The 18,757-nt window shown below is 66.3% G+C and carries 16 protein-coding genes; 4 read left to right on the top strand and 12 right to left on the bottom strand.

What is annotated here, in order from left to right; translation table 11 throughout:
• Positions 1–16: 16 nt before the first annotated feature.
• The 5 genes from W930_RS0112825 to W930_RS0112805 all read right to left on the bottom strand — a co-directional run bounded on the left by W930_RS0112825 (position 17) and on the right by W930_RS0112805 (position 5,821).
• Positions 17–1,309, bottom strand: coding sequence for a ribulose-bisphosphate carboxylase large subunit family protein (locus W930_RS0112825; protein WP_023873295.1), 1,293 nt, complete (start codon positions 1,307–1,309; stop codon positions 17–19).
• Complete coding sequence (locus W930_RS0112820) at positions 1,306–1,860, bottom strand: VOC family protein (protein WP_023873294.1); 555 nt, start codon at positions 1,858–1,860, stop codon at positions 1,306–1,308. Before W930_RS0112820 ends, W930_RS0112825 begins: the two co-directional genes overlap by 4 nt.
• A gap of 64 nt (positions 1,861–1,924) precedes the next feature.
• Positions 1,925–3,832 carry a TRAP transporter large permease subunit gene (locus tag W930_RS0112815; RefSeq protein WP_023873293.1) on the bottom strand — a complete coding sequence of 636 codons (1,908 nt, stop codon included), beginning with the start codon at positions 3,830–3,832 and terminating at the stop codon, positions 1,925–1,927.
• Position 3,833: 1 nt separating this feature from the next.
• Positions 3,834–4,895, bottom strand: coding sequence for a TRAP transporter substrate-binding protein (locus W930_RS0112810; protein ID WP_023597294.1), 1,062 nt, complete (start codon positions 4,893–4,895; stop codon positions 3,834–3,836).
• 110 nt (positions 4,896–5,005) lie between these two features.
• Positions 5,006–5,821, bottom strand: a complete 816-nt coding sequence (locus tag W930_RS0112805; RefSeq protein WP_023597295.1) for an SDR family NAD(P)-dependent oxidoreductase — start codon at positions 5,819–5,821, stop codon at positions 5,006–5,008.
• Between the two features lie 199 nt (positions 5,822–6,020).
• Here W930_RS0112805 and W930_RS0112800 point away from each other — a divergent pair, with 199 nt between their 5' ends.
• Positions 6,021–7,055: a LacI family DNA-binding transcriptional regulator gene (locus W930_RS0112800; protein ID WP_023597296.1), complete on the top strand. Its 1,035-nt coding sequence runs from the start codon at positions 6,021–6,023 to the stop codon at positions 7,053–7,055.
• Between the two features lie 95 nt (positions 7,056–7,150).
• Here W930_RS0112800 and ahpF read toward each other — a convergent pair whose 3' ends face one another.
• The 5 genes from ahpF to W930_RS0112775 form a co-directional block, all read right to left on the bottom strand.
• On the bottom strand, positions 7,151–8,743 hold the full coding sequence (ahpF, locus tag W930_RS0112795) for an alkyl hydroperoxide reductase subunit F (RefSeq protein ID WP_023873290.1): 1,593 nt from the start codon (positions 8,741–8,743) through the stop codon (positions 7,151–7,153).
• Positions 8,744–8,939: 196 nt separating this feature from the next.
• Positions 8,940–9,503 (bottom strand): alkyl hydroperoxide reductase subunit C, encoded by a 564-nt coding sequence (gene ahpC / locus W930_RS0112790; protein WP_023597298.1) that lies wholly within the window; start codon positions 9,501–9,503, stop codon positions 8,940–8,942.
• A 146-nt stretch (positions 9,504–9,649) separates the two neighbouring features.
• Entirely contained in the window at positions 9,650–10,321 is a 672-nt protein-coding gene (locus W930_RS0112785) for a PQQ-binding-like beta-propeller repeat protein (protein ID WP_023597299.1), read from the bottom strand.
• A gap of 44 nt (positions 10,322–10,365) precedes the next feature.
• Positions 10,366–11,586, bottom strand: a complete 1,221-nt coding sequence (locus W930_RS0112780) for a hypothetical protein (protein WP_023873288.1) — start codon at positions 11,584–11,586, stop codon at positions 10,366–10,368.
• Between the two features lie 125 nt (positions 11,587–11,711).
• Entirely contained in the window at positions 11,712–11,954 is a 243-nt protein-coding gene (locus tag W930_RS0112775) for a hypothetical protein (RefSeq protein ID WP_023597301.1), read from the bottom strand.
• A gap of 225 nt (positions 11,955–12,179) precedes the next feature.
• Here W930_RS0112775 and W930_RS0112770 point away from each other — a divergent pair, with 225 nt between their 5' ends.
• Together W930_RS0112770 and W930_RS0112765 are read left to right on the top strand one after the other, a co-directional pair.
• Positions 12,180–12,608: a MarR family winged helix-turn-helix transcriptional regulator gene (locus W930_RS0112770; protein WP_023597302.1), complete on the top strand. Its 429-nt coding sequence runs from the start codon at positions 12,180–12,182 to the stop codon at positions 12,606–12,608.
• A gap of 52 nt (positions 12,609–12,660) precedes the next feature.
• A complete protein-coding gene (locus W930_RS0112765; RefSeq protein ID WP_023597303.1) occupies positions 12,661–14,415 on the top strand; it encodes a chloride channel protein in 1,755 nt (584 codons plus the stop codon).
• A gap of 242 nt (positions 14,416–14,657) precedes the next feature.
• Here W930_RS0112765 and W930_RS0112760 read toward each other — a convergent pair whose 3' ends face one another.
• A complete protein-coding gene (locus W930_RS0112760) occupies positions 14,658–16,034 on the bottom strand; it encodes an MFS transporter (RefSeq protein WP_023597304.1) in 1,377 nt (458 codons plus the stop codon).
• Positions 16,035–16,319: 285 nt separating this feature from the next.
• Entirely contained in the window at positions 16,320–17,498 is a 1,179-nt protein-coding gene (gene pobA, locus W930_RS0112755) for a 4-hydroxybenzoate 3-monooxygenase (protein WP_023873286.1), read from the bottom strand.
• Positions 17,499–17,777: 279 nt separating this feature from the next.
• On the opposite strand from pobA, the gene W930_RS0112750 reads away from it, so the two are divergent.
• On the top strand, positions 17,778–18,707 hold the full coding sequence (locus W930_RS0112750) for a helix-turn-helix domain-containing protein (RefSeq protein ID WP_023597306.1): 930 nt from the start codon (positions 17,778–17,780) through the stop codon (positions 18,705–18,707).
• Positions 18,708–18,757 lie beyond the last annotated feature (50 nt).

Raw genomic sequence — 18,757 nt, 5'->3', positions numbered from 1 at the left:
GTGTTGCGTGCGTGCTTCAGCGCCCGAAGAAGCGCACGGCGGCGGCCAGCGCGGGCGCATGGCGTGCCGCTTCATCGAGCGACTGCCCGGCGCGCATCGCCTGCCACGCGTCGCGCAGGCTCTGCACGCCGGCGCCCGCCCCGTCGGGATGCGCGAGAATGCCGCCTCCCGCCATGAAGAGCAGGTCGTCGCGCCCAAGCGCCTGCCAGGTCGCGGGCACCGTGCCGGCCCACTGACCGGAAGAAAAAGCGGGCATGACGCGATCGTCCGGGCCGTCGCCCGCATCGACGCAAAGCGGGGCATAGCAATCAAGCGCGGATTCGATGACCTCGTCATCGGGCTGCGCGAACTTGCCTTGCAGACCGTGCACGTGCATGTGATCCACGCCCGCGAGCCGCCAGAGCGCCTGATAGGCCTGGAAGCCGATGCCTAGCATCGGGTCGCGCGACATGGCGCCGTAGCCGTTCCGATGGCCGTGGATCGCCAGCGGCGTATGTCGACGCAGCGTCGTGACCGCCGAAAAGCCGCACCAGTTCAGACTGACCATCACGCAATTGCCCCCCTCGCGTTGCACGAGGTCGGCGTGACGCAGCATCTCTCCGGTCTCGTCCGTGATGTTGAAGGCCACCATCACCTGCTTGCCCGTGCGTTCGCGGTGCGCGCGCACTGCCGCCATGACCGCCGGCACGCGCTCGGCCAACGGCGCATGCACGGGGTTGGCGCACACCTCGTCATCCTTGATGAAGTCGACGCCCGCGTCGCACAGGCGCGAAACGAGCGCGGCCGTCTCGTCGGCGCGCATGCCGACGTTGGGCTTGAGGATCGTGCCGACGAGCGCACCCTGTGCCACGCCCGTGGCCCGGCGCGTGCCATCGATGCCGTAGCGCGGGAAATCGAATTGCCGACGATAGGCCGACGGCATCGCAACGCGCTCCAGGCGCATGCCCGTCACTTCCCCCAGGTCGTACAGGTTGCCCGCCAGCGTGGCGGCCAGCGTCGGCAGATTCGCCCCGACGTTGTCGCACGGAAACGCGATGCGCACCCGTGCGCGATGCCACGGTCCATTGCCCGCTCTCGGGTCCGTCGCGGCCAGACGATCGAGAAAGGCGTTCGGCAACGACGCGCGCGAGGCCTCGCCCACCCGCTCGACAGACTCGACCGTGGCGCGGGCACGGGCGCGCAACGCATCTGTCTCGCCCGCCACCCGGGTGAAGGTGCCGCAGGACTGCTCGCCGGCCATGACTTCGGCGACCTGCTCCGGGTCGAGCGGCGTCTCGATCAGGTATGTCGCACTCAGTGTCCGGTTCATAGCTTCGACAAATCGGGAAACTCACGCACCGGGTCGCTGCCATCCCACTGGGCGGCCGCCTCGCGAATCATCCTGAAGAGCGTGCCCTTCGGCCCCGCGACCTCGGACAATTCGATCGTGGTGCCCGGATGGCATCCCGCCTCCTCGCTGCGGTCCTCGAAATAGACGAAGCGTCCGTTTTCGCCCACCTCGCCGCTCATGCAAACCTCGAATCCGGCCGCACGCGCACGCGCGAGGTCCGCGTCGAAGTTCTCCGTCCAGTAGGCAACGTGCTGCGCGCCGCTGCGACCGGCATTGAGGAAGTCGCGATACATCGAGGGAACGTCGTTGCGAATCTGGAGCAGCTCGATCTGAAGGCCACCCGCGTTGGCGAGCGCCACCGCGTTGTGCGGTTCGAAGTGCGCCCCGCGATAGGTGTAGTTGCGGATCGGCACCCGGGGGTTGTAGTACCACGGCCCCACGCCGAGCACGCCGGACCAATAACGCATTGCCGCCTCGATGTCGGGCACGAGGTATGCCACCTGGCGAATCTCGCCAAAGAATCTGCTCATGGATCTTCCTGTCGTTCTATGTCATATGGCGACGCAAGACGCAAGACGCACGCCGCCGTCTTCGTTATCGAAGAAAACCTGTCGAGATCCAGGGGAACGCCGCCACCGCGATCAATCCGACGATCAGCGCCGCGAGATATCCCCAGATCGCGCGCATGCCCTTGGCGGGATCGACCCGCCCAATGGCGCAGGCCGCGTAGTACCCCACGCCGAACGGCGGCGCGAACAGTCCCAGCCCCATCGAGAGCACCACGATCATTGCGTAGTGAACTTCGTGGACCCCGACCGCCCGCGCGATCGGGAACATCAGCGGTCCGAACAGCACGATCGCCGGGATGCCCTCGAGCACGCTGCCGAGAATGACGAAGGCGAGCACAGAGACGGCGATGAATCCCGCGCCACCGCCCGGCACCCGTTCCATGGCCGAGGCGAGGTCCTGCGCGAATCCCGATTGCGTCAGGCCCCACGCCATGCCGGTGGCCGCGCCGATGATGAAGATGATCGCGCCGGACAGCGCGGCCGTCTCGACGAGCATGGGCATCAGACGACGTGCGTCGAACTGGCGATAGATCAGCAGGCCGGCCAGCACCGAGTACGCGATACCGATCGTCGAGACCTCGGTGGCCGTCGCAATACCCTCGACGACTGCGGCGCGGATCACGAACGGCAGGGCCAACGCCGGCAAGGCGTAGGTGAACGCCCGCAGCATTTCCTTGCGGTTCGCTTTCGCAACGCCGGACAGGTCTTCGCGGCGATAGCGCCACCACACCACGCAGCACAGGGCGATGCCCAGTACCACGCCGGGCAGCAGGCCGCCGGTGAAGAGCGCGGAGATCGACACGCCCGTGACCGAACCGATGGTGATCAGCACGATCGAGGGGGGAATCGTCTCCGTCTGCGCGCCGGTCGTGGACAGCAGCGCCACGAGATCGCCAGGGTCGGCGCCGCGCTTCTTCATCTCGGGGAACAACACCGGCGCGATCGCCGCCATGTCGGCCGCCTTCGAGCCGGAGATGCCGGACACCAGGTACATGCCGCCAATGAGGACATAGCTCAGACCGCCGCGCACGTGACCGAGCAGACTCGCGAGAAAGCGCACCATCGCCCGCGCCATGCCGGTCATTTCGATAAGCAGACCGAGAAAGACGAACAGCGGCACCGCGAGCAGGATCAGATGCGACATGCCCTCGTCCATCCGGCCGACCAGCACCACCAGCGGCGTGCGCGTCGTGAGGGCAAGAAAGCCGAACGTCGCCAGGGCAAACGAGAAGGCAATCGGCACGCCGGCAAACACGCACGCGCCCACGACCCCCGCGAAGAAAATGACGAGATTCCAGCGCCCGAGCGGTTCGAGCACGGGGCCAAGCAGCCAGAAAGCGGCACACACCGCCGCGACGACGGCAATGGCCTGCACGGCACGCACCGGCGTTGCGGTGCGCAGCAGACGCACCACGCCTGCGAGCGTCATCAGCGCGACTCCCACAGGCAGCGCGGCGGCGCGCCAGGCGTTGCTGATCTCCATCGCCGGCGTGATCACGAACGCTTCCTCGGAGGCATACTCGTATGCCGGATGCACAATGAACACGAGAAACGCCAGGGCGGCGGCGATCGCCAGCACATCGAGAAACGCCCGCGCGCCCGGCGACGCCTTGCCGACGAATGCCGTCATGCGCATGTGCTCGCCCCGGCGCAGTGCGACCACCGCGCCGAGCATCGACATCCAGAGAAACAGGATGCCGGCGAGCTCGTCGCTCCAGACGAGCGGCGCGTGAAAGACATATCGCGCCACCACGCCCGCGAGCATGACGACAATGTCGGCGAGAACGAGCAGCGCGGCCGGGATCTCCGTGAGCCAGCCGATGGCCCGGTCGATCGCGCTCACGACGCCGCGCCGGCCGACCGGACTCGCATCGGGCACCGGCGGCTGTGCGGAAGACACGCCATGCGGCGAATGCACGGGGCCGGGCGTCATGTCAGGCCACCTTGCCGGCCGTGGCTTCGAGCAGCGCCCAGGCCTGAGCGCCGAACTTCTTCTGCCACTCCGCGTAATAGCCCGACTTCTGCAATTGCGCACGGAACGTCTCCGGCGGCGCCGCATTGAATGCCAGCCCCTTGCTCGAGAGCTCGCTCTGCAGCCCCGTGTTGAGCTTATAGACGTCCTCGCGCTGCTTGATGGCCGCCTCGTTGAACGCACGCGCCACGATCACCTTGAGATCGTCGGGCAGCGCGCGCCACGACCGGCCGTTGACCACGAGGTGATAGCCGTCCCAGCTGTGGTTCGTGAGCGCGCAGTATTTCTGCACTTCATACAGCTTCGCCGTCTGCACGATGGCCAACGGGTTCTCCTGCGCATCGACCACGCGTGTCTGCAGGGCGGAATAGACCTCGCTGAACTGCAGGCTCGTCGGCGAGGCTTGCAGCGACTTGAACAGCGAGATGCCCATCGGGCTGACCGGCACGCGGATCTTCATGCCGGAGAGGTCGGCCGCCGTGGCGATCGGCTTGTTGCCGGTGGTGATCTGACGGAAGCCGTTGTCCCACATCTTCTCGAACGTGTAGAGGCCCGTCTTGGCGAAGGCCTCGCGAATGCTGTTGCCGAGCGGGCCGTCGACCGCACGCCACACCTGATCGTAGTTCGAGAACGCGAAGCCGACGGCCGTGATCGCGCTGATGGGCGCGAGCGTCGCAATCACCATCGTGCCGGCGTTGAAGATGTCGATACCGCCGTTGCGCACCTGCGCAAGCATGTCGGTGTCGCCGCCCAGCTGGTTATTGGGGAACACGCGCAACTCCATGCGGCCGCGGCTTTCGGTGGCGATGCGCGCGGCCACCTCCTGCGCCCGTACGTTCAGCGGGTGGCTGACGGGCAGATTGTTGCCGTACTTGAAGACGAATTCCGGCGCGGCGGCGCGCGCCGATCGCGGCCATATGCTGGTCACGCCGGTCACGCCGGCCACACCCGCGACGCCCAATGCCGGCAAGGCGGAAAGGGCGCGCAATACGTTGCGTCGGCCCTGAGAAGTTGAGCTGGTCATCCGCATGTCTCCTGATATTGTGGTTATGGCGCTACCGTGCGAGCGGCGGAACACCGCGTCGGCACGACCCTCCGTGACACCCCGGCACACCGATGGCCGGGTGCGCCGTGTCAATTGCAGCGAACGTGCATGCCGCCGTCGACGAGCAGCTCCACACCGTTGATGTAGCGCGCCTCGTCCGAAGCCAGGAACACCGCCGCATGGGCAACGTCCCACCCATCGCCCATGCGTCCGGTCGGCGACAGGCGATGGCGAGCTTCCACCATCTCCTGCTCGCTCGCGTAGAAGCCCGAGATTTGCCGGTAGATGTGCGGCGTATCCATCACGCCGGGCAAAATGCAGTTCGCCCGGATGCCCTGCGATGCGTACTGGAGCGCCACGCTTTGGGTAAGGGAGTTGACGGCGCCCTTCGACGCCGCATAGGCACAGTAGGCGTAACCGGTCCAGCGCACACCGCCCAGCGCGCCGATGTTGACGATGGCGCCGCTGCCCTGTGCCTGCATGCCCGGCAGCACCGCCTTGCAGGTCAGGAACATGCTCTTGACGTTGACCGCCATGACCCGGTCCCATACCGCCTCGGTGGTCTCCACCGGCCCGCCCTGCGAGGTGATGCCGACGTTGTTGTGCAGCACGTCGATCCGGCCATACGCCTCGACGGCGGCCGCCACGGTCTGACGGACCTGGTCCCAGCACGTGACGTCGGCCGCCAGCGCAATGGCGTCGTTGCCCTCCTCGGCGATGATCCGGCGGGTGACGTCGGCCGCCGCCGGATCCTGATCCACGGCCACGACCCTGGCACCCTGCCGGGCATACGCCACGGCGGCCGCCTTGCCATTGCCCCAGCCGTCGCCCGCCGATCCCGCGCCGAAGACCAGCGCGACCCGACCCTCCAGTCTTCGCGACGCGCACGCTCCCGTTGCTGCCATGACCTTGTCTCCTGTGCTTATTCTGTCGTTGCTGCCGCCTGCCCGATACAAGTGCAACGCATCCGAGGTCGTACGATAGGGGCGGCCGCACCGATTCGCCAACCCGTTTTTTTGATGTGATTTGATGGGTTTTGATGAAGTATGCTGTGGGAAAACGCGCCGCGTCACGGCGCGGGACGATACGGGAGACAGGAAGACGATGCGACGCAACATGCCCAATCTGGCGGATATCGCGCGGCTGGCCGGGGTGTCCACGGCGACGGTCGACCGCGTGCTGCACCGACGCTCGGGCGTGCGGCAAACGACCGTGCAGCGGGTGCTGCATGCGGCGGGCGAACTCCGGTACTTGCCGGAGCCCGAGCTCGAGGCCGTGCGTGCCATGCCGCCCACGCAGGTGTTATTCGTGCTTCCCGGGCGCAGCAGCAAGTTCCTGCGCATGCTCGGCGAATGGGTGCAATGCTCGCAAACGCAGTGGGCACCGTACCACGTCAACTGTCGTGTGCAGTTCATCCAGGGGTTCGATCCCCAGGCGCTGGCCTCGACGTTGCTTCGGCGTGGACGGGAGTGTCACGGGGTGGCGTTCATGCCGCTGGAGCATCCGAGCGTTCGCGAGGCGGTGGGCGTGCTCGCCGACGCGGGCGTCGCCACCGTGACACTGGTGTCCGATCTGTCGCATTCGCGACGCATCGCCTACGTGGGACTGGACAACGGCTCGGCCGGCAGGACGGCCGCTTACCTCATCGCCCGCTTCGTGGGCCCCGAGCGCGCCGCAAAGGTCGCGCTCATCGCCGGTTCGCTGAGCTACAAGGCGCATGTCGAACGCGAGGCCGGTTTCCTGCAGTTGTTTGCCGAGCAATACCCGCACATGCAGGTCGTCGGCCTGCGCGAAGGCTACGACGACGAAGCGGTCAACTATCGTCAGGCGCGCGCGCTGCTCGAACAACATCCGGATCTCGCGGCGATCTACAACATCGGCGGTGGGGCGCAGGGCATCGGACAGGCGCTCAAGGCAACAGGCAAGCAGCACAAGGTCGTTTTCATCGGCCACGGGCTCACGCCCGACACCCGCGCATTGCTCATCGATGGCTCCATGGATGCCGTGATCACGCAAAGTCCGCAAAGCGCCATCATGAATTGCGTGCGCATCTTCGCCAATCTCCGTGAAAAACGAGAGCTCACGGCGGGCGTGGAAGCCAATCGCAGCCAGGTGATTTTTCGCGAGAACCTGCCATAGAAAAACGCCGTGCGCGAATCGCTCTCGCGATTGCGCCACACGGCGTTGTCTTGCGCAAACCCTAAGCAGGAAGCATGACGAGACGTTGTCGGGCCTTAGGCGGCGACGGCCTCGCGCGGCGCCTGTGCGGCGTCGTCCTCCACCGAGCTGAGCATCAGGTGTTCGAAGGCGCCGAGCGATGCCTTGGCGCCCTCGCCCACGGCGATGACGATCTGCTTGAAAGGTACGGTCGTCACGTCGCCCGCCGCGAACACGCCGGGCACCGACGTCGCCCCCTTCGCATCGACCTCGATTTCGCCATGGCGCGACAGCGCCACGGTGCCCTTGAGCCACTCGGTGTTCGGTACCAGGCCAATCTGCACGAACACGCCTTCGAGCGCAATCGTCGACGTCTCACCCGAGACGCGATCGCGGTACACGAGCGCGTTGACCTTTTGCCTGTCGCCGACGATTTCGGTCGTCTGCGCGTTCGTGAGCACGCGCACGTTGGGCAGACTGCGCAGCTTGCGCTGGAGCACTTCGTCCGCACGCAGTTGCGCGCCGTACTCGATCAGCGTGACCTCGCTGACGATGCCCGCGAGATCGATGGCCGCCTCCACACCCGAATTGCCGCCACCCACGACCGCAACGCGCTTGCCCTTGAAGAGCGGACCGTCGCAATGCGGGCAGTACGCCACACCGCGATTGCGGTATTCGCGCTCGCCCGGCACGCCGATTTCCCGCCAGCGCGCGCCGGTGGCCAGCACTACCGCGCGCGCCTTGAGCACCGCTCCGCTGGCCAGATGCACTTCGTGGATCCTGCCCGGAATCAGCGCTTCGGCACGTTGCGTGTCGATGACGTCGACGTCGTAAGTCTTGACGTGCTGCTCGAGCGCCACAGCGAACTTAGGACCCTCCGTGTGCGTCACCGAGACGAAGTTCTCGATGGCCATGGTGTCGAGCACCTGACCGCCGAATCGCTCCGCCACCACGCCCGTCGCGATGCCCTTGCGGGCCGCGTAGATCGCAGCGGCCGCGCCTGCCGGGCCACCGCCGACGATCAGCATGTCATAGACCGGCTTGTTTTCAAGCGCCTTCGCGGCGCGGGCCGTCGCGCCGGTGTCGAGCTTCGCGAGCAATTCCTTCACGCTGGTGCGGCCCTGCGTGAACGACTCGCCGTTGAGAAACACCGTCGGCACGGCCATTACCTGGCGCGCCTCGACTTCCCCCTGGAACAACGCGCCGTCGATCGTTACCTGCTGGATGCGCGGATTGATGAGCGCCATGACATTGAGCGCCTGCACGACTTCCGGGCAGTTCTGGCAAGACAGCGAGATATATGTCTCGAAGCGGAAGTCGCCGTCGAGCGCGCGAATCTGGGCGATGGTGTCATCGTCGAGCTTCACCGGGTGGCCGCCGACTTGCAGCAGCGCCAGCACGAGCGAGGTGAATTCGTGCCCCATCGGCAGTCCGGCGAAGCGAATACGCGGCGCCTCGCCCGGCGTGCCGATGGCGAACGACGGACGACGCTCCTGCGCGTCGTCGCGCGCCGCCACGCGGATCTGCGCGCTGAGCGGTGCGATCTCGTCGACCAGCGCCTTCATCTCGGCCGATTTCGGGCTGTCGTCGAGCCACACGGCGATCTCGATCGGCCGCGTGACTTTCTGAAGGTACGTTTGCAATTGGGCTTTGAGGTTCGCGTCCAACATGGCGTGTTTTCCGTCTCGATAGCGTGAATGGAGTGAGCGAGGGTGAGCGAGATCCGCCGCGTCGGCCACATGGCTGGCGCAGGAAGCATCGGTAACTCGGAATTCGGGTGCCGGTGCGACGGGTTTAGGGGACCGACGCACCGGCGAGACGCCGCGACGTGACCGGCGCGGCGCTTGCTGCGGCCTTGCGCGGTACTTAGATCTTGCCGATCAGGTCGAGCGACGGGCTCAGCGTCTCGGCACCCGGCGTCCACTTCGCGGGGCAGACTTCGCCCGGGTGCGCGGCGATGTATTGCGCGGCCTGCACCTTGCGCAGCAGTTCCTTCGCATCGCGACCAATGCCGTTATCGTGGATTTCACACAGCTTGATCTGGCCTTCAGGGTTGATCACGAACGTGCCCCGCAGCGCCAGCCCTTCCTCTTCGATCAGCACGTCGAAATTGCGCGAGATGGCGAGCGTCGGGTCAGCCAGCATCGGGTACTGGATCTTGCCGATCGTGTCGGACGTGTCGTGCCAGGCCTTGTGCGTGAAGTGGGTGTCGGTCGAGACGCTGTAGATCTCGACGCCCAACTTCTTGAATTCGTCGTAATGGTCGGCCAGATCGCCCAGCTCGGTCGGGCACACGAACGTGAAGTCCGCCGGGTAGAACACCACCACCGACCACTTGCCCTTGAGGGTCTCGTCGGTCACGGTGATGAAGTCGCCATTTTGGTAGGCCTGGGCTTTGAACGGCTTGATCTGGGTGTTGATGATCGGCATATCGGTGTCTCTCTGACTGGGTGGAAAGTGTTGCCAGTATGCCGATAGCTATCGATTTATTGAAATTGATTATTAAAATCTATTCGATTGGGGCAGGCTATCGGGGTCGATAGCCTGCCTTGCCAGACGCGCGGGCGGCGCGACGCTCAGCCCTTGGGGTAGCGCACGGCGCGCACCTTGCCGCTGAGTCCGCCGCCGCAGTAAAAGAGGCCCTGACCATCGTATTCGAGTCCGCTCACGCCAACGCCGTCGGGCATCTGCACGCGCGTCATCACTTCCCCGTCGGTCGGGTCGACCTGGCGCAGTTCGCTCTCGTCGTTCTCCCATGTGCCATGCCACAGCTCATCGCCCACCCAGGTCACGCCGGTGACGAAGCGATCCGACTCGATGGTCCGCAGCACGCGCCCGTCCTGCGGATCGATCTGCAGGATGCGGCGGTCGCGATACTGGCCCAGCCAGAGGCTGCCTTCGGCCCACGTGAGTCCCGAATTACTGCCACTGCCATGCGTGAGGGCGATCGAATGCACCACGCGCCCGGTGGACGGGTCGATCTTGTCGATGCGCGCTTCGGCAATCTGATAGAGATATTTGCCGTCGAATGCGGTGCCCGCATCGCTCGGTGCATCGAGCGTGCGCTGCACCTTGCCGCTGGCCGGGTCGAAGGCGAGCAGAGTCTCGCCGGTGGCTGCCCAGACCCGCGCGCCGTCGAAGGTCACGCCATGAATTCGGTCGAAGCCCGGAAATGGTCCGTACTCCGAGATGATGCTGGCATCGCTCGCTGCCGCTTCGCGGGGAATTCGTTGAGATTGGTGCTTCATGTCAGGCTCCGGTTGAGACGCCACGTTTGGCGTGCAGGTCCACTCTAGCCAAACGACCATCCGGCAGGGAGTAACAATATCGTCGCGAATTCGGTGAGCGGCGGCGCCATCCAGCGACGCGCCCGCGCGTGTCCCACACAGCGCACCCGCCCTTGTGCCTGTAGCTCGCCGAGCGCGCGCTGCACCGTGCGCTGACTCGCGCCGAGGGCCAGCGCAAGCGCCGACGTCGACCAGGCGGCGCCGTCGGCGAGCAGCGCGATCAGCGACGCGCGCTCGCCGTCGATGGGCGGCAACAGCACCGATACGCCGCTCGCGCCGGTCGTGCGCAGCGCAAAACCGGCCTGCGTTGCATCGATCTCGGCAATGCCTTTGAGCAACGCGCGCAGGCGGCCGATTTCCACCCGCAAGCGCGCACGGTGCGTGTCGTCGGGACGTTCCAGGCGGAACGCCTCGGCAATCAGCGCTTCACGCGCGACATCGCCCGGCCAGGCACGCGCCAGCGGCAACGCGAGCGCGAACAACACCGGCCGGCGCGCGAGCGGGCGCCACAGATTGCCAATGCCCACACCGCGGCGACAGGCGTCCACGACAAGCGAGTCGCCGTGCAACAGCGCGGCCACGCCGTCGAGATCCAGCGCGCTTTCGCGCCCGGCCGCCCAGCGCCGTGCCGCGGGGCGCGAGAGCACGTCGCGAAGGCTTTGCACCTCGGCCGAGAGCGCGGGCACGTCCGCGGCGACCGCGGCGCTCCGGGCATTCGCGAGCGCGCGGCGCGCGTCGGCAATGCGCAGCGTTCGTAGCGCAAGCTCCGCGACGCACAGCGCATGAACGGCGGCGTGGCGAGCGGGTACGTCCGGCGAAGCCGCACCCTGCAGTGCTTGCGCTGCTGCGTCGAGTTTGCCCAGCAACAACAGGCGCCGCGCGACGAGCAGTCGCGCGAGCATTGCGTTGGGAACATCGCCGTGGGCGTCGAGTGTGACGGCCGCCGCCTGCAGCGCTCGCGTCGTGCCGTCGAGGTCACGCGTCGCGAGCGCGACTTCGGCGTCGGCGACGACGCACCGCGCGCGCGCCAGGGCTTCGTGCGCACCGAACCGTCGCGCGGCACGCTTGAGCAATTCGCGCGCACGAGGATACTCGCCGAGCTGCGCCATCGCGATGCCACGCAGCGCGAGCGCCGGCGGGTCGTCACGAAGGGCAACGCGGCGCAGCGCGCCAAGCGGATCGCCCGCGGCCAACGCGCGGGCGGAAGCGGCGATGAGGGAGTCCATCGCGCGATCTTACCCTGCGCGCCAGGGCACGACGCGGCGCACGGCGCCGCGACCATCGGACTGCGTCGCGTGGACAAAGCGCGGCAAGAGATGCGCCGCACCCCGCAAGCGCGGGCGGCGAAAATTCAATGGGCAGGAGGCGAAGCGTCGTCGCGACAGTCGCCTCCCGAACAGGAAGACGGTGCACCACGTGCGCGCGATGCCGGCGCGGACGACGTGCCCTGGCGTCCGAACCCGATCTGCTGGAAAACACCACCACCCAGTTCGAAGCCGGTGGCGTAGTGATAGGCGGCAACGGTCGAGCCGAGTGCCACCGACAGCAACAACAACGTACCCGTACGCCAGCGGCGTCGGACCGTGGAAGCCATGTCTCCTCCCTGTCAGAGGTCGCCCCGCGCTCAGGACACCGTATCCGGTCGTTCAGCGTCTTGGCGGGGTTCGAGTTCCAGTCACTGCTGAGTCTCGTTTTTTCGCGATTCTGCACGCACGCCGCCCCGTTTGTCATCCCGGGTATCCCTAAGACGGCCGAATATATCGCGATATGATATATTTTTGGGTTTTCGGACTTATCCCCTTCTCTCGTCCTTCGATTTATGCCTTCTCAGAATCCACCGATCACCGCAGATGCCCTGACCAAGAGCGATTTCGAGGCGCTTTCCGAGTTTCGCTACCGTCTGCGACGCTTCCTGAATTTCAGCGAGACGGCCGCGCGCGAAGAAGGGATAACGCCGCAGCAATACCTTTTGCTACTGCATGTGAAAGGTATACCGGGGCGCGACTGGGCGTCCATCAGTGAACTGGCCGAGCGCCTGCAGGCGGTGCATCACAGCGTGGTGGCGCTCGTGGCGCGTTGCGAGAAGGCCGGGCTGGTCACGCGTCGCCAGAACGAGAGCGACCGTCGCGTGGTGGAGGTGCATCTCAGCGCCACGGGCGAGGCGTGCCTGGCAAACCTGGCCGCGCAGCACCGCAACGAGTTGAGCACGTTCGCGGACATCTTCCACATTCGTGGCGTTCATCTGTAATCCGGCATTTGTCATGGCATCCGTTCCCCATACGTCTTCGCACCACGCCCCGATGGCCGCACCCGAGCATGCTCGCGACTTTTCGCGCTCGCCCGGCCTGCCACGCCTCATTGCGCTGGCCGCCGTCATCGGCTTTTGCGGCGTGCCCGCCGCGTGGCTGTTGCTCAACCTGATTCAGGGCTTCACGAACCTTTTCTTCTACCAGACGCTGTCCTTCGCGCCGCGCTCCCCGGCCAATCACACGCTCGGTGCGGCAGTGATCGCGCTACCGGTGATCGGCGGGTTGATCGTGGGCGCCATGGCGCGCTTCGGCACCGACAAGATCCGCGGCCACGGCATTCCGGAAGCCATCGAAGCCATTCTGTTCGGCAAGAGCAAGATGTCGCCGCGCGTGGCCGTCCTCAAGCCGTTGTCGTCGGGCATCGTGATCGGCAGCGGCGGGCCGTTCGGCGCGGAAGGTCCAATCATCATGACGGGCGGCGCCCTGGGTTCGCTCATCGCGCAGCACTTTCACCTGAGCGCCGCCGAGCGCAAGACGCTGCTCGTCGCGGGCGCGACCGCCGGCATGACGGCGGTGTTCGGCACACCGGTCGCGGCCGTGCTGCTCGCCGTGGAACTGCTGCTGTTCGAATGGCGCCCGCGCAGTCTTCTGCCGGTCATCACGGCCTGCGCGGTCGCGGGCTTCGCCCGACCGCTGTTGCTCGACGCCGGCCCGCTCTTCCCGCTGACGACGCCGGCCGTCGCCCCGGTCGCGCTGCTCTCGTGCGTGATCGCCGGCGTTTGCGCGGGCATGCTGTCCGCCGGTATGTCGCGGGCGCTCTACGCCATCGAAGACGCTTTTCACAAACTGCCGGTGCACTGGATGTGGTGGCCGGCCATCGGCGGTCTCGCGGTCGGCATCGGCGGCTACTTCCAGCCGCGCGCGCTCGGCGTGGGATACGACGTGATCGCCGACCTGCTCAACGGCCACTTCTCGATGCATGCCGCGCTGGCCCTGCTGCTCGTGAAAGCCGTCATCTGGGCGATTGCGCTCGGCTCGTGCACTTCGGGCGGTGTCCTCGCGCCGTTGCTCATGATCGGCGCGGGGCTGGGCACGCTGCTCGCCCCGGTGCTACCCGGCGGCGACGTCTCGCTGTGGGCGCTCGTGTGCATGGCCGCAACGCTGGCCGGGGTGCTCGGCGCGCCGCTCACGGCGATCGTGTTCGCGCTGGGTCTCACGCACGACGCCAATGCCCTGCTGCCGCTGCTGCTGACCTGCGGCATCTCCTACGGCGTGACGATCTGGATCATGCCGCGCTCGATCATGACCGAGAAGATCGCGCGTCGCGGGCGCCACATTCACCGCGAGTACGGGGTCGACCCACTCGAACGCCTGCACGTGGGCGAGTTGATGACGCGCGAGCCGGAATCGCTCGATGCGTCCCTGTCGATCGACGAGGCGGCTCGCACGGCGTTCGGCGCCGGACAGCGTCATCGCGCCTACCCGGTCGTCGACGCCGCGCACACCGTGCTGGGCATGGTGGATCGCCAGGCGCTCACACGCGCGCAAACGCAAGGGTTGCAAACGCTGGGGCAACTCTACGGGGTGAATCCGCCCCTCGTGGCATTGCCCTCGGAAACCGGGCGCATCGTCTCCGCGCGCTTCGCCGCGCATCATCTGGAGCGACTGCCGGTGGTGAGCGACGCCACATCGCGCAAGCTGATCGGCATCATCAGCCGCAGCGATCTCGTCAAGCCGGCCGAGCACTGGCGCTCCGAGGAAGAAGTGCGCGAGCGCATGATTCATCTCGGACGGCGACGCAACTGAACGCCGTTGCGCCGGCGGGCATCCGGTTAGTCACCCGCGGGACGCTCGACCCGAGCGCTTCGCGGCGTCTTCCTCTAAGCCGTGGGTGGATTCAAGGCGCGCAACCCGGCCGCCGCGATGGCTATGATCGACGCACCGGCAAGACGCTGAGCGCCGGCGAAAAAAAAGCGGCGCACCTGGCGCCGCGTTCGGTACTGCCACACGTAGTGGGGGTTGGGGCGGGTGGAGGTCGCCGCCGACGGTCAGTGCATCGCCGCGGAATTGCGTGCGTCGGACGATGCCGCCGCGCTCACGCCGTTGGCACGTTCCCAGGCATTCTTGGCGAGCAGTGCGACGGTGGCGATCAGGGCCGGAATCGCGAGCAGCGAAAACGTCGAGGCGAAGCCCAGATGACGACGCATCAGTTCGGCGCCGAGCAACGCACCGGCGATGCCGCCGAAGCGCCCGATGCCCAGCATCCACGCCACGCCCGTGGCGCGGCCGTGCGTCGGGTAGAACATGGCCGCCAGCGACGGCATCGACGACTGTGCGCCGTTCATCGCCGTGCCGGCCAGGAAGATTAGCGCGACCAGCAGTCCGATATTGCCCATCGCCTGCCCCACCGCGTACACCAGCACGGCCGTGAGCGCGTAGCCGGCCGCCACCACCTTCTGCGCGTTGAACCGGTCCATGAACCAACCGGACAGAATCGTGCCGATGCCGCCGCCCAGCGGGAACAGCGCGGTGATCAGCGCCGCGCGCTCGATCGTGAAGCCTGCGTCCTTGAACAGAATCGGCATCCAGCTCGTGAGCAGATAGAAGATCACGAGCCCCATGAAGTAGGTGACCCACAGCATCAGCGAACCGAAGCCGTATTGCTTCGAGAGCACGACACCGATGGCCGACCCGGCATGCTTCGGCGCCGCTTCGTTCACCGTGAACGCGCCCACATCGTCGAACGACTCCCCCGAAATGCGCGACAGAATGCGGCGCACGCGATCGATCGGCTTGCCCTGCACCACGAGGAACTTGACCGACTCCGGCAGGCAGAGCACCAGCAGGACCGACAGCACCAGCGGCAGCACGCCGCCGAGCACCAGCACACTGTGCCAGCCGAAATGCGGAATCAGCCACGAGGCGACGAAGCCGCCGACCGAGGCGCCGAGCGGGAACCCGCAGAACATCGTGTTGACGATCACCGCGCGGCGCGGTTGGGGCGCGTATTCGGAAATCAGCGTCACGGCGTTGGGCATGGCGGCGCCCAGCCCGAGCCCGGTCAGAAAGCGCAGCACCGTGAGCGTTTCGAGATCTTGCGCGAACGCCGTGGCAAGACTCGCCACGCCGAAGAAGACCACGGAGAGCACCAGCATCGTCTTGCGACCGAGCCGGTCGGCGAGCGGCCCGGCGAAGATCGCCCCGCCCGCCAGGCCGAACAGCGCCGCCGAAAGCACCGGTCCGAGCGAGCCCTTGTCGATGTGCCACTGCTGCACGAGCGCCGGCGCAATGTAGCCGATGGCAGCGGTATCGAAGCCGTCGATGGCGACGATGAAGAAACACAGGATCAGCACCAGCCACTGATAGCCGGAAAAGCGTTGTGCGTTGATATAGGCGGGCACATCCACCGTGCGCGGTTGCGTCATGAAACTGTCTCCTGGGGGCGTGGCCGCCCCGCTTGTCATCCCATTATTGTTATTGGAATCCGGCGTCGCCCGTATGCGTGCCTTGGGTCGGGGGGGGCGCGCGTTGCCTGCCCGGCGGCGTCTCGAATTCCGACGCTACTGTACGACGTTCGACCGCTCCCCGAAATGATCTTTCGTCAGGCCATCCATAACAGGGGGTTATGGTCGGCGGCGCCGGTCGCGGCAGCTGCGGCGGTCGGGCAGCCGCCACACCCACAGCGCCAGCGCTTTATCGGCCTGCCGCGATCAGGCCAACGGCAATCCGACGTAGTTCTCGGCCAGCATGAGTGACGCCGCGCGCGAACTCACCACGTATTCCAGTTCGGCGCGCTGCATCTGCTGCTCGAAGGGCGTCGCGTCGTCGAGCCGGTGCAGCATGCGCGTCATCCAGTAGGAGAAGTGCTCAGCGCGCCAGATTCGCCTGAGCGCCGCCTCGGAGTATCCCCGCAACCCGGCCTCGCTGTCGCGATGGAAGAAATCGTCGAGCGCGCGGGCCAGGCGCCAGACGTCTGCCACGGCGAGGTTCATGCCCTTCGCGCCCGTCGGCGGCACGATGTGTGCGGCGTCGCCGGCCAGGAACAGGCGGCCGTGCTGCATGGGCGTGGCGACAAAGCTGCGCATGGCGACCACGTTCTTCTGAAAGATCGGGCCTTCGGTGAGGCGCCAGCCGCCGGTCGTCTGCGTGCGCGTTTGCAGTTCGTGCCAGATGCGCTCGTCGGTCCAATCCTCGGCACGCTCGCTCGGGTCGCATTGAAAGTACATGCGCTGTACCGTGGGCGAGCGGGTGCTGATGAGCGCGAAGCCGCGTTCGTGCGCCGCGTAGATCAGTTCGTCCGACGACGGCGGCGCCTGCACCAGCACCCCGAACCACCCGAACGGATACACACGCTGGTACTCCTTGCGCACCGACGTGGGCATCGCGGGGCGGCACACGCCATGAAAGCCGTCGCAACCGGCAATGAAGTCGCACGTCAGGCGATGCGTCTGGCCGTTCGCCGTGAACTGCACGCTCGGCTGCGTGCTGTCGATGTCGTGTACGGACACGTCGGAGACGTCGAACAGCATCTCGCCATGCACCGCTTCGCGCGCCGCGATCAGGTCCTTGATGACTTCGTGTTGAGCGTAGACGGTGATCGCACGCCCCGTCAGTTCGGTGAGCGCAATGCGATGACGCTCGCCGCCGAAGGCGAGCTCCACGCCATGGTGCACCGCGCCCTCGCGACGCATGCGCTCGCCGACGCCCGTTTCGTTGAGGATGTCCATCGTGCCCTGCTCCAGCACGCCGGCGCGAATCGTCGATTCGACCGCCTCGCGCGAGCGCGATTCGAGCACGACCGACGCAATGCCTTGCAGGTGAAGCAAATGGGAAAGCAGCAGACCGGCGGGACCGGCCCCCACGATGACGACGGGGTAATGAGTGCGCATGAGTTGTCTCCTGTAATGGCTACGTCCTCGTGCGGGTACCGCCTGGCGGGCAGGTCGCGGCATGAAATACGGCAAGCGTGCGGATTGCATTTCTTGGCTACCTTTCGCACGCTGCCTCCCCTTGGGACTGCGCGTAAACGAGCATGTCGAAAGCGGCTTTCATACCTTGTCACGAGGAGCGAATGCGTCATATCTTATGGAGCACGCGCGTCGCATTGAATGGATGAATCGACGACTTTCTTGTACTTTTTCGACAACTTCGTCCGAGGGAAAACCAGTATGTCAGGCGCGTCATCACGGCTGCGCGCGGCGCGCGAGACGATCCCCGAATTTTCGCTGTATGGCGAGATGGCGGAAACCGACAGTGCGGATTTCGTCCATATCGAATGGATCGAAACGCGCAGCCGACTCTATGACTGGCACATCGACACGCACCGGCATCTGGGGCTGTTTCAGGTACTCGCGATCTTCGATGGCACGGTCGAAGCCAACGTCGACGAGTCCACCTGGGTCGTCGAGGGACCGGCCGTCATCACGGTGCACCCTTCGGCGGTGCACAACTTCCGCTTCTCGCGCGGCGCGCACGGCTTCGTGCTCACCATGGCACAGAGTGTGCCGTTCGACACGTCCATCGGTGCGGATGCCGACATGGCCGCGCTGCTGCGCAAGCCCTGGCTCTTCACGCTCGGCGACGCCCCTCAGACCCGCGATCGTCTCTACACCCTGCTCGGGTTGATCATGGACGAATTCTCGCGGCCGCAACTGGGGCACGGGGAAATGGTCGGATGGCTCACGCGTAGCGTGCTGCTGCTGCTCGCACGGCTGCATGCCCACCACGATTCGGCCACCCGCGCGGGGCGTACCGAACTGGATCTTTTCGCGCGCTTTCGCGCGCTCGTGGAAGCGCATTACACCGAAGCATGGGCCGTGCCCACGTATGCCGAACGACTGCACGTGACCGAGAGCAAGCTCAATCGGCTTTGCCGCCGCATCGCGGGCAAGTCGGCGTTCGATCTGGTGCAGGATCGCCTGATGCTCGAGGCCCGGCGCAAGCTCATCTACATCCCCGCGCCCGTCTCGCATGTGGCATACGAACTCGGATTTCAGGATCCGGCCTACTTCTGCCGCGTTTTCAAGCGGCATGTCGGCGTTACGCCGTCGACCTTCCGGCGCGACGCGCAACACGCCCATCTGGGCGACGAACCGTAAACTCCGGGGCGGGTTGGCGGGGCAACGCCGTCGCGCGCCCCGCCCCGCGC

Source organism: Pandoraea sp. E26 (genome assembly GCF_000681415.1).
Lineage (GTDB): Bacteria > Pseudomonadota > Gammaproteobacteria > Burkholderiales > Burkholderiaceae > Pandoraea > Pandoraea pnomenusa.
This window is presented reverse-complemented; position numbering and strand designations above follow the sequence as displayed.

Coding starts and splice junctions, on each gene's coding strand:
- W930_RS0112825 (WP_023873295.1), bottom strand. CDS start 1,309: ATGAACCGGACACTGAGTGCGACATACCTGATCGAGACGCCGCTCGAC.
- W930_RS0112820 (WP_023873294.1), bottom strand. CDS start 1,860: ATGAGCAGATTCTTTGGCGAGATTCGCCAGGTGGCATACCTCGTGCCC.
- W930_RS0112815 (WP_023873293.1), bottom strand. CDS start 3,832: ATGACGCCCGGCCCCGTGCATTCGCCGCATGGCGTGTCTTCCGCACAG.
- W930_RS0112810 (WP_023597294.1), bottom strand. CDS start 4,895: ATGACCAGCTCAACTTCTCAGGGCCGACGCAACGTATTGCGCGCCCTT.
- W930_RS0112805 (WP_023597295.1), bottom strand. CDS start 5,821: ATGGCAGCAACGGGAGCGTGCGCGTCGCGAAGACTGGAGGGTCGGGTC.
- W930_RS0112800 (WP_023597296.1), top strand. CDS start 6,021: ATGCGACGCAACATGCCCAATCTGGCGGATATCGCGCGGCTGGCCGGG.
- ahpF (WP_023873290.1), bottom strand. CDS start 8,743: ATGTTGGACGCGAACCTCAAAGCCCAATTGCAAACGTACCTTCAGAAA.
- ahpC (WP_023597298.1), bottom strand. CDS start 9,503: ATGCCGATCATCAACACCCAGATCAAGCCGTTCAAAGCCCAGGCCTAC.
- W930_RS0112785 (WP_023597299.1), bottom strand. CDS start 10,321: ATGAAGCACCAATCTCAACGAATTCCCCGCGAAGCGGCAGCGAGCGAT.
- W930_RS0112780 (WP_023873288.1), bottom strand. CDS start 11,586: ATGGACTCCCTCATCGCCGCTTCCGCCCGCGCGTTGGCCGCGGGCGAT.
- W930_RS0112775 (WP_023597301.1), bottom strand. CDS start 11,954: ATGGCTTCCACGGTCCGACGCCGCTGGCGTACGGGTACGTTGTTGTTG.
- W930_RS0112770 (WP_023597302.1), top strand. CDS start 12,180: ATGCCTTCTCAGAATCCACCGATCACCGCAGATGCCCTGACCAAGAGC.
- W930_RS0112765 (WP_023597303.1), top strand. CDS start 12,661: ATGGCCGCACCCGAGCATGCTCGCGACTTTTCGCGCTCGCCCGGCCTG.
- W930_RS0112760 (WP_023597304.1), bottom strand. CDS start 16,034: ATGACGCAACCGCGCACGGTGGATGTGCCCGCCTATATCAACGCACAA.
- pobA (WP_023873286.1), bottom strand. CDS start 17,498: ATGCGCACTCATTACCCCGTCGTCATCGTGGGGGCCGGTCCCGCCGGT.
- W930_RS0112750 (WP_023597306.1), top strand. CDS start 17,778: ATGTCAGGCGCGTCATCACGGCTGCGCGCGGCGCGCGAGACGATCCCC.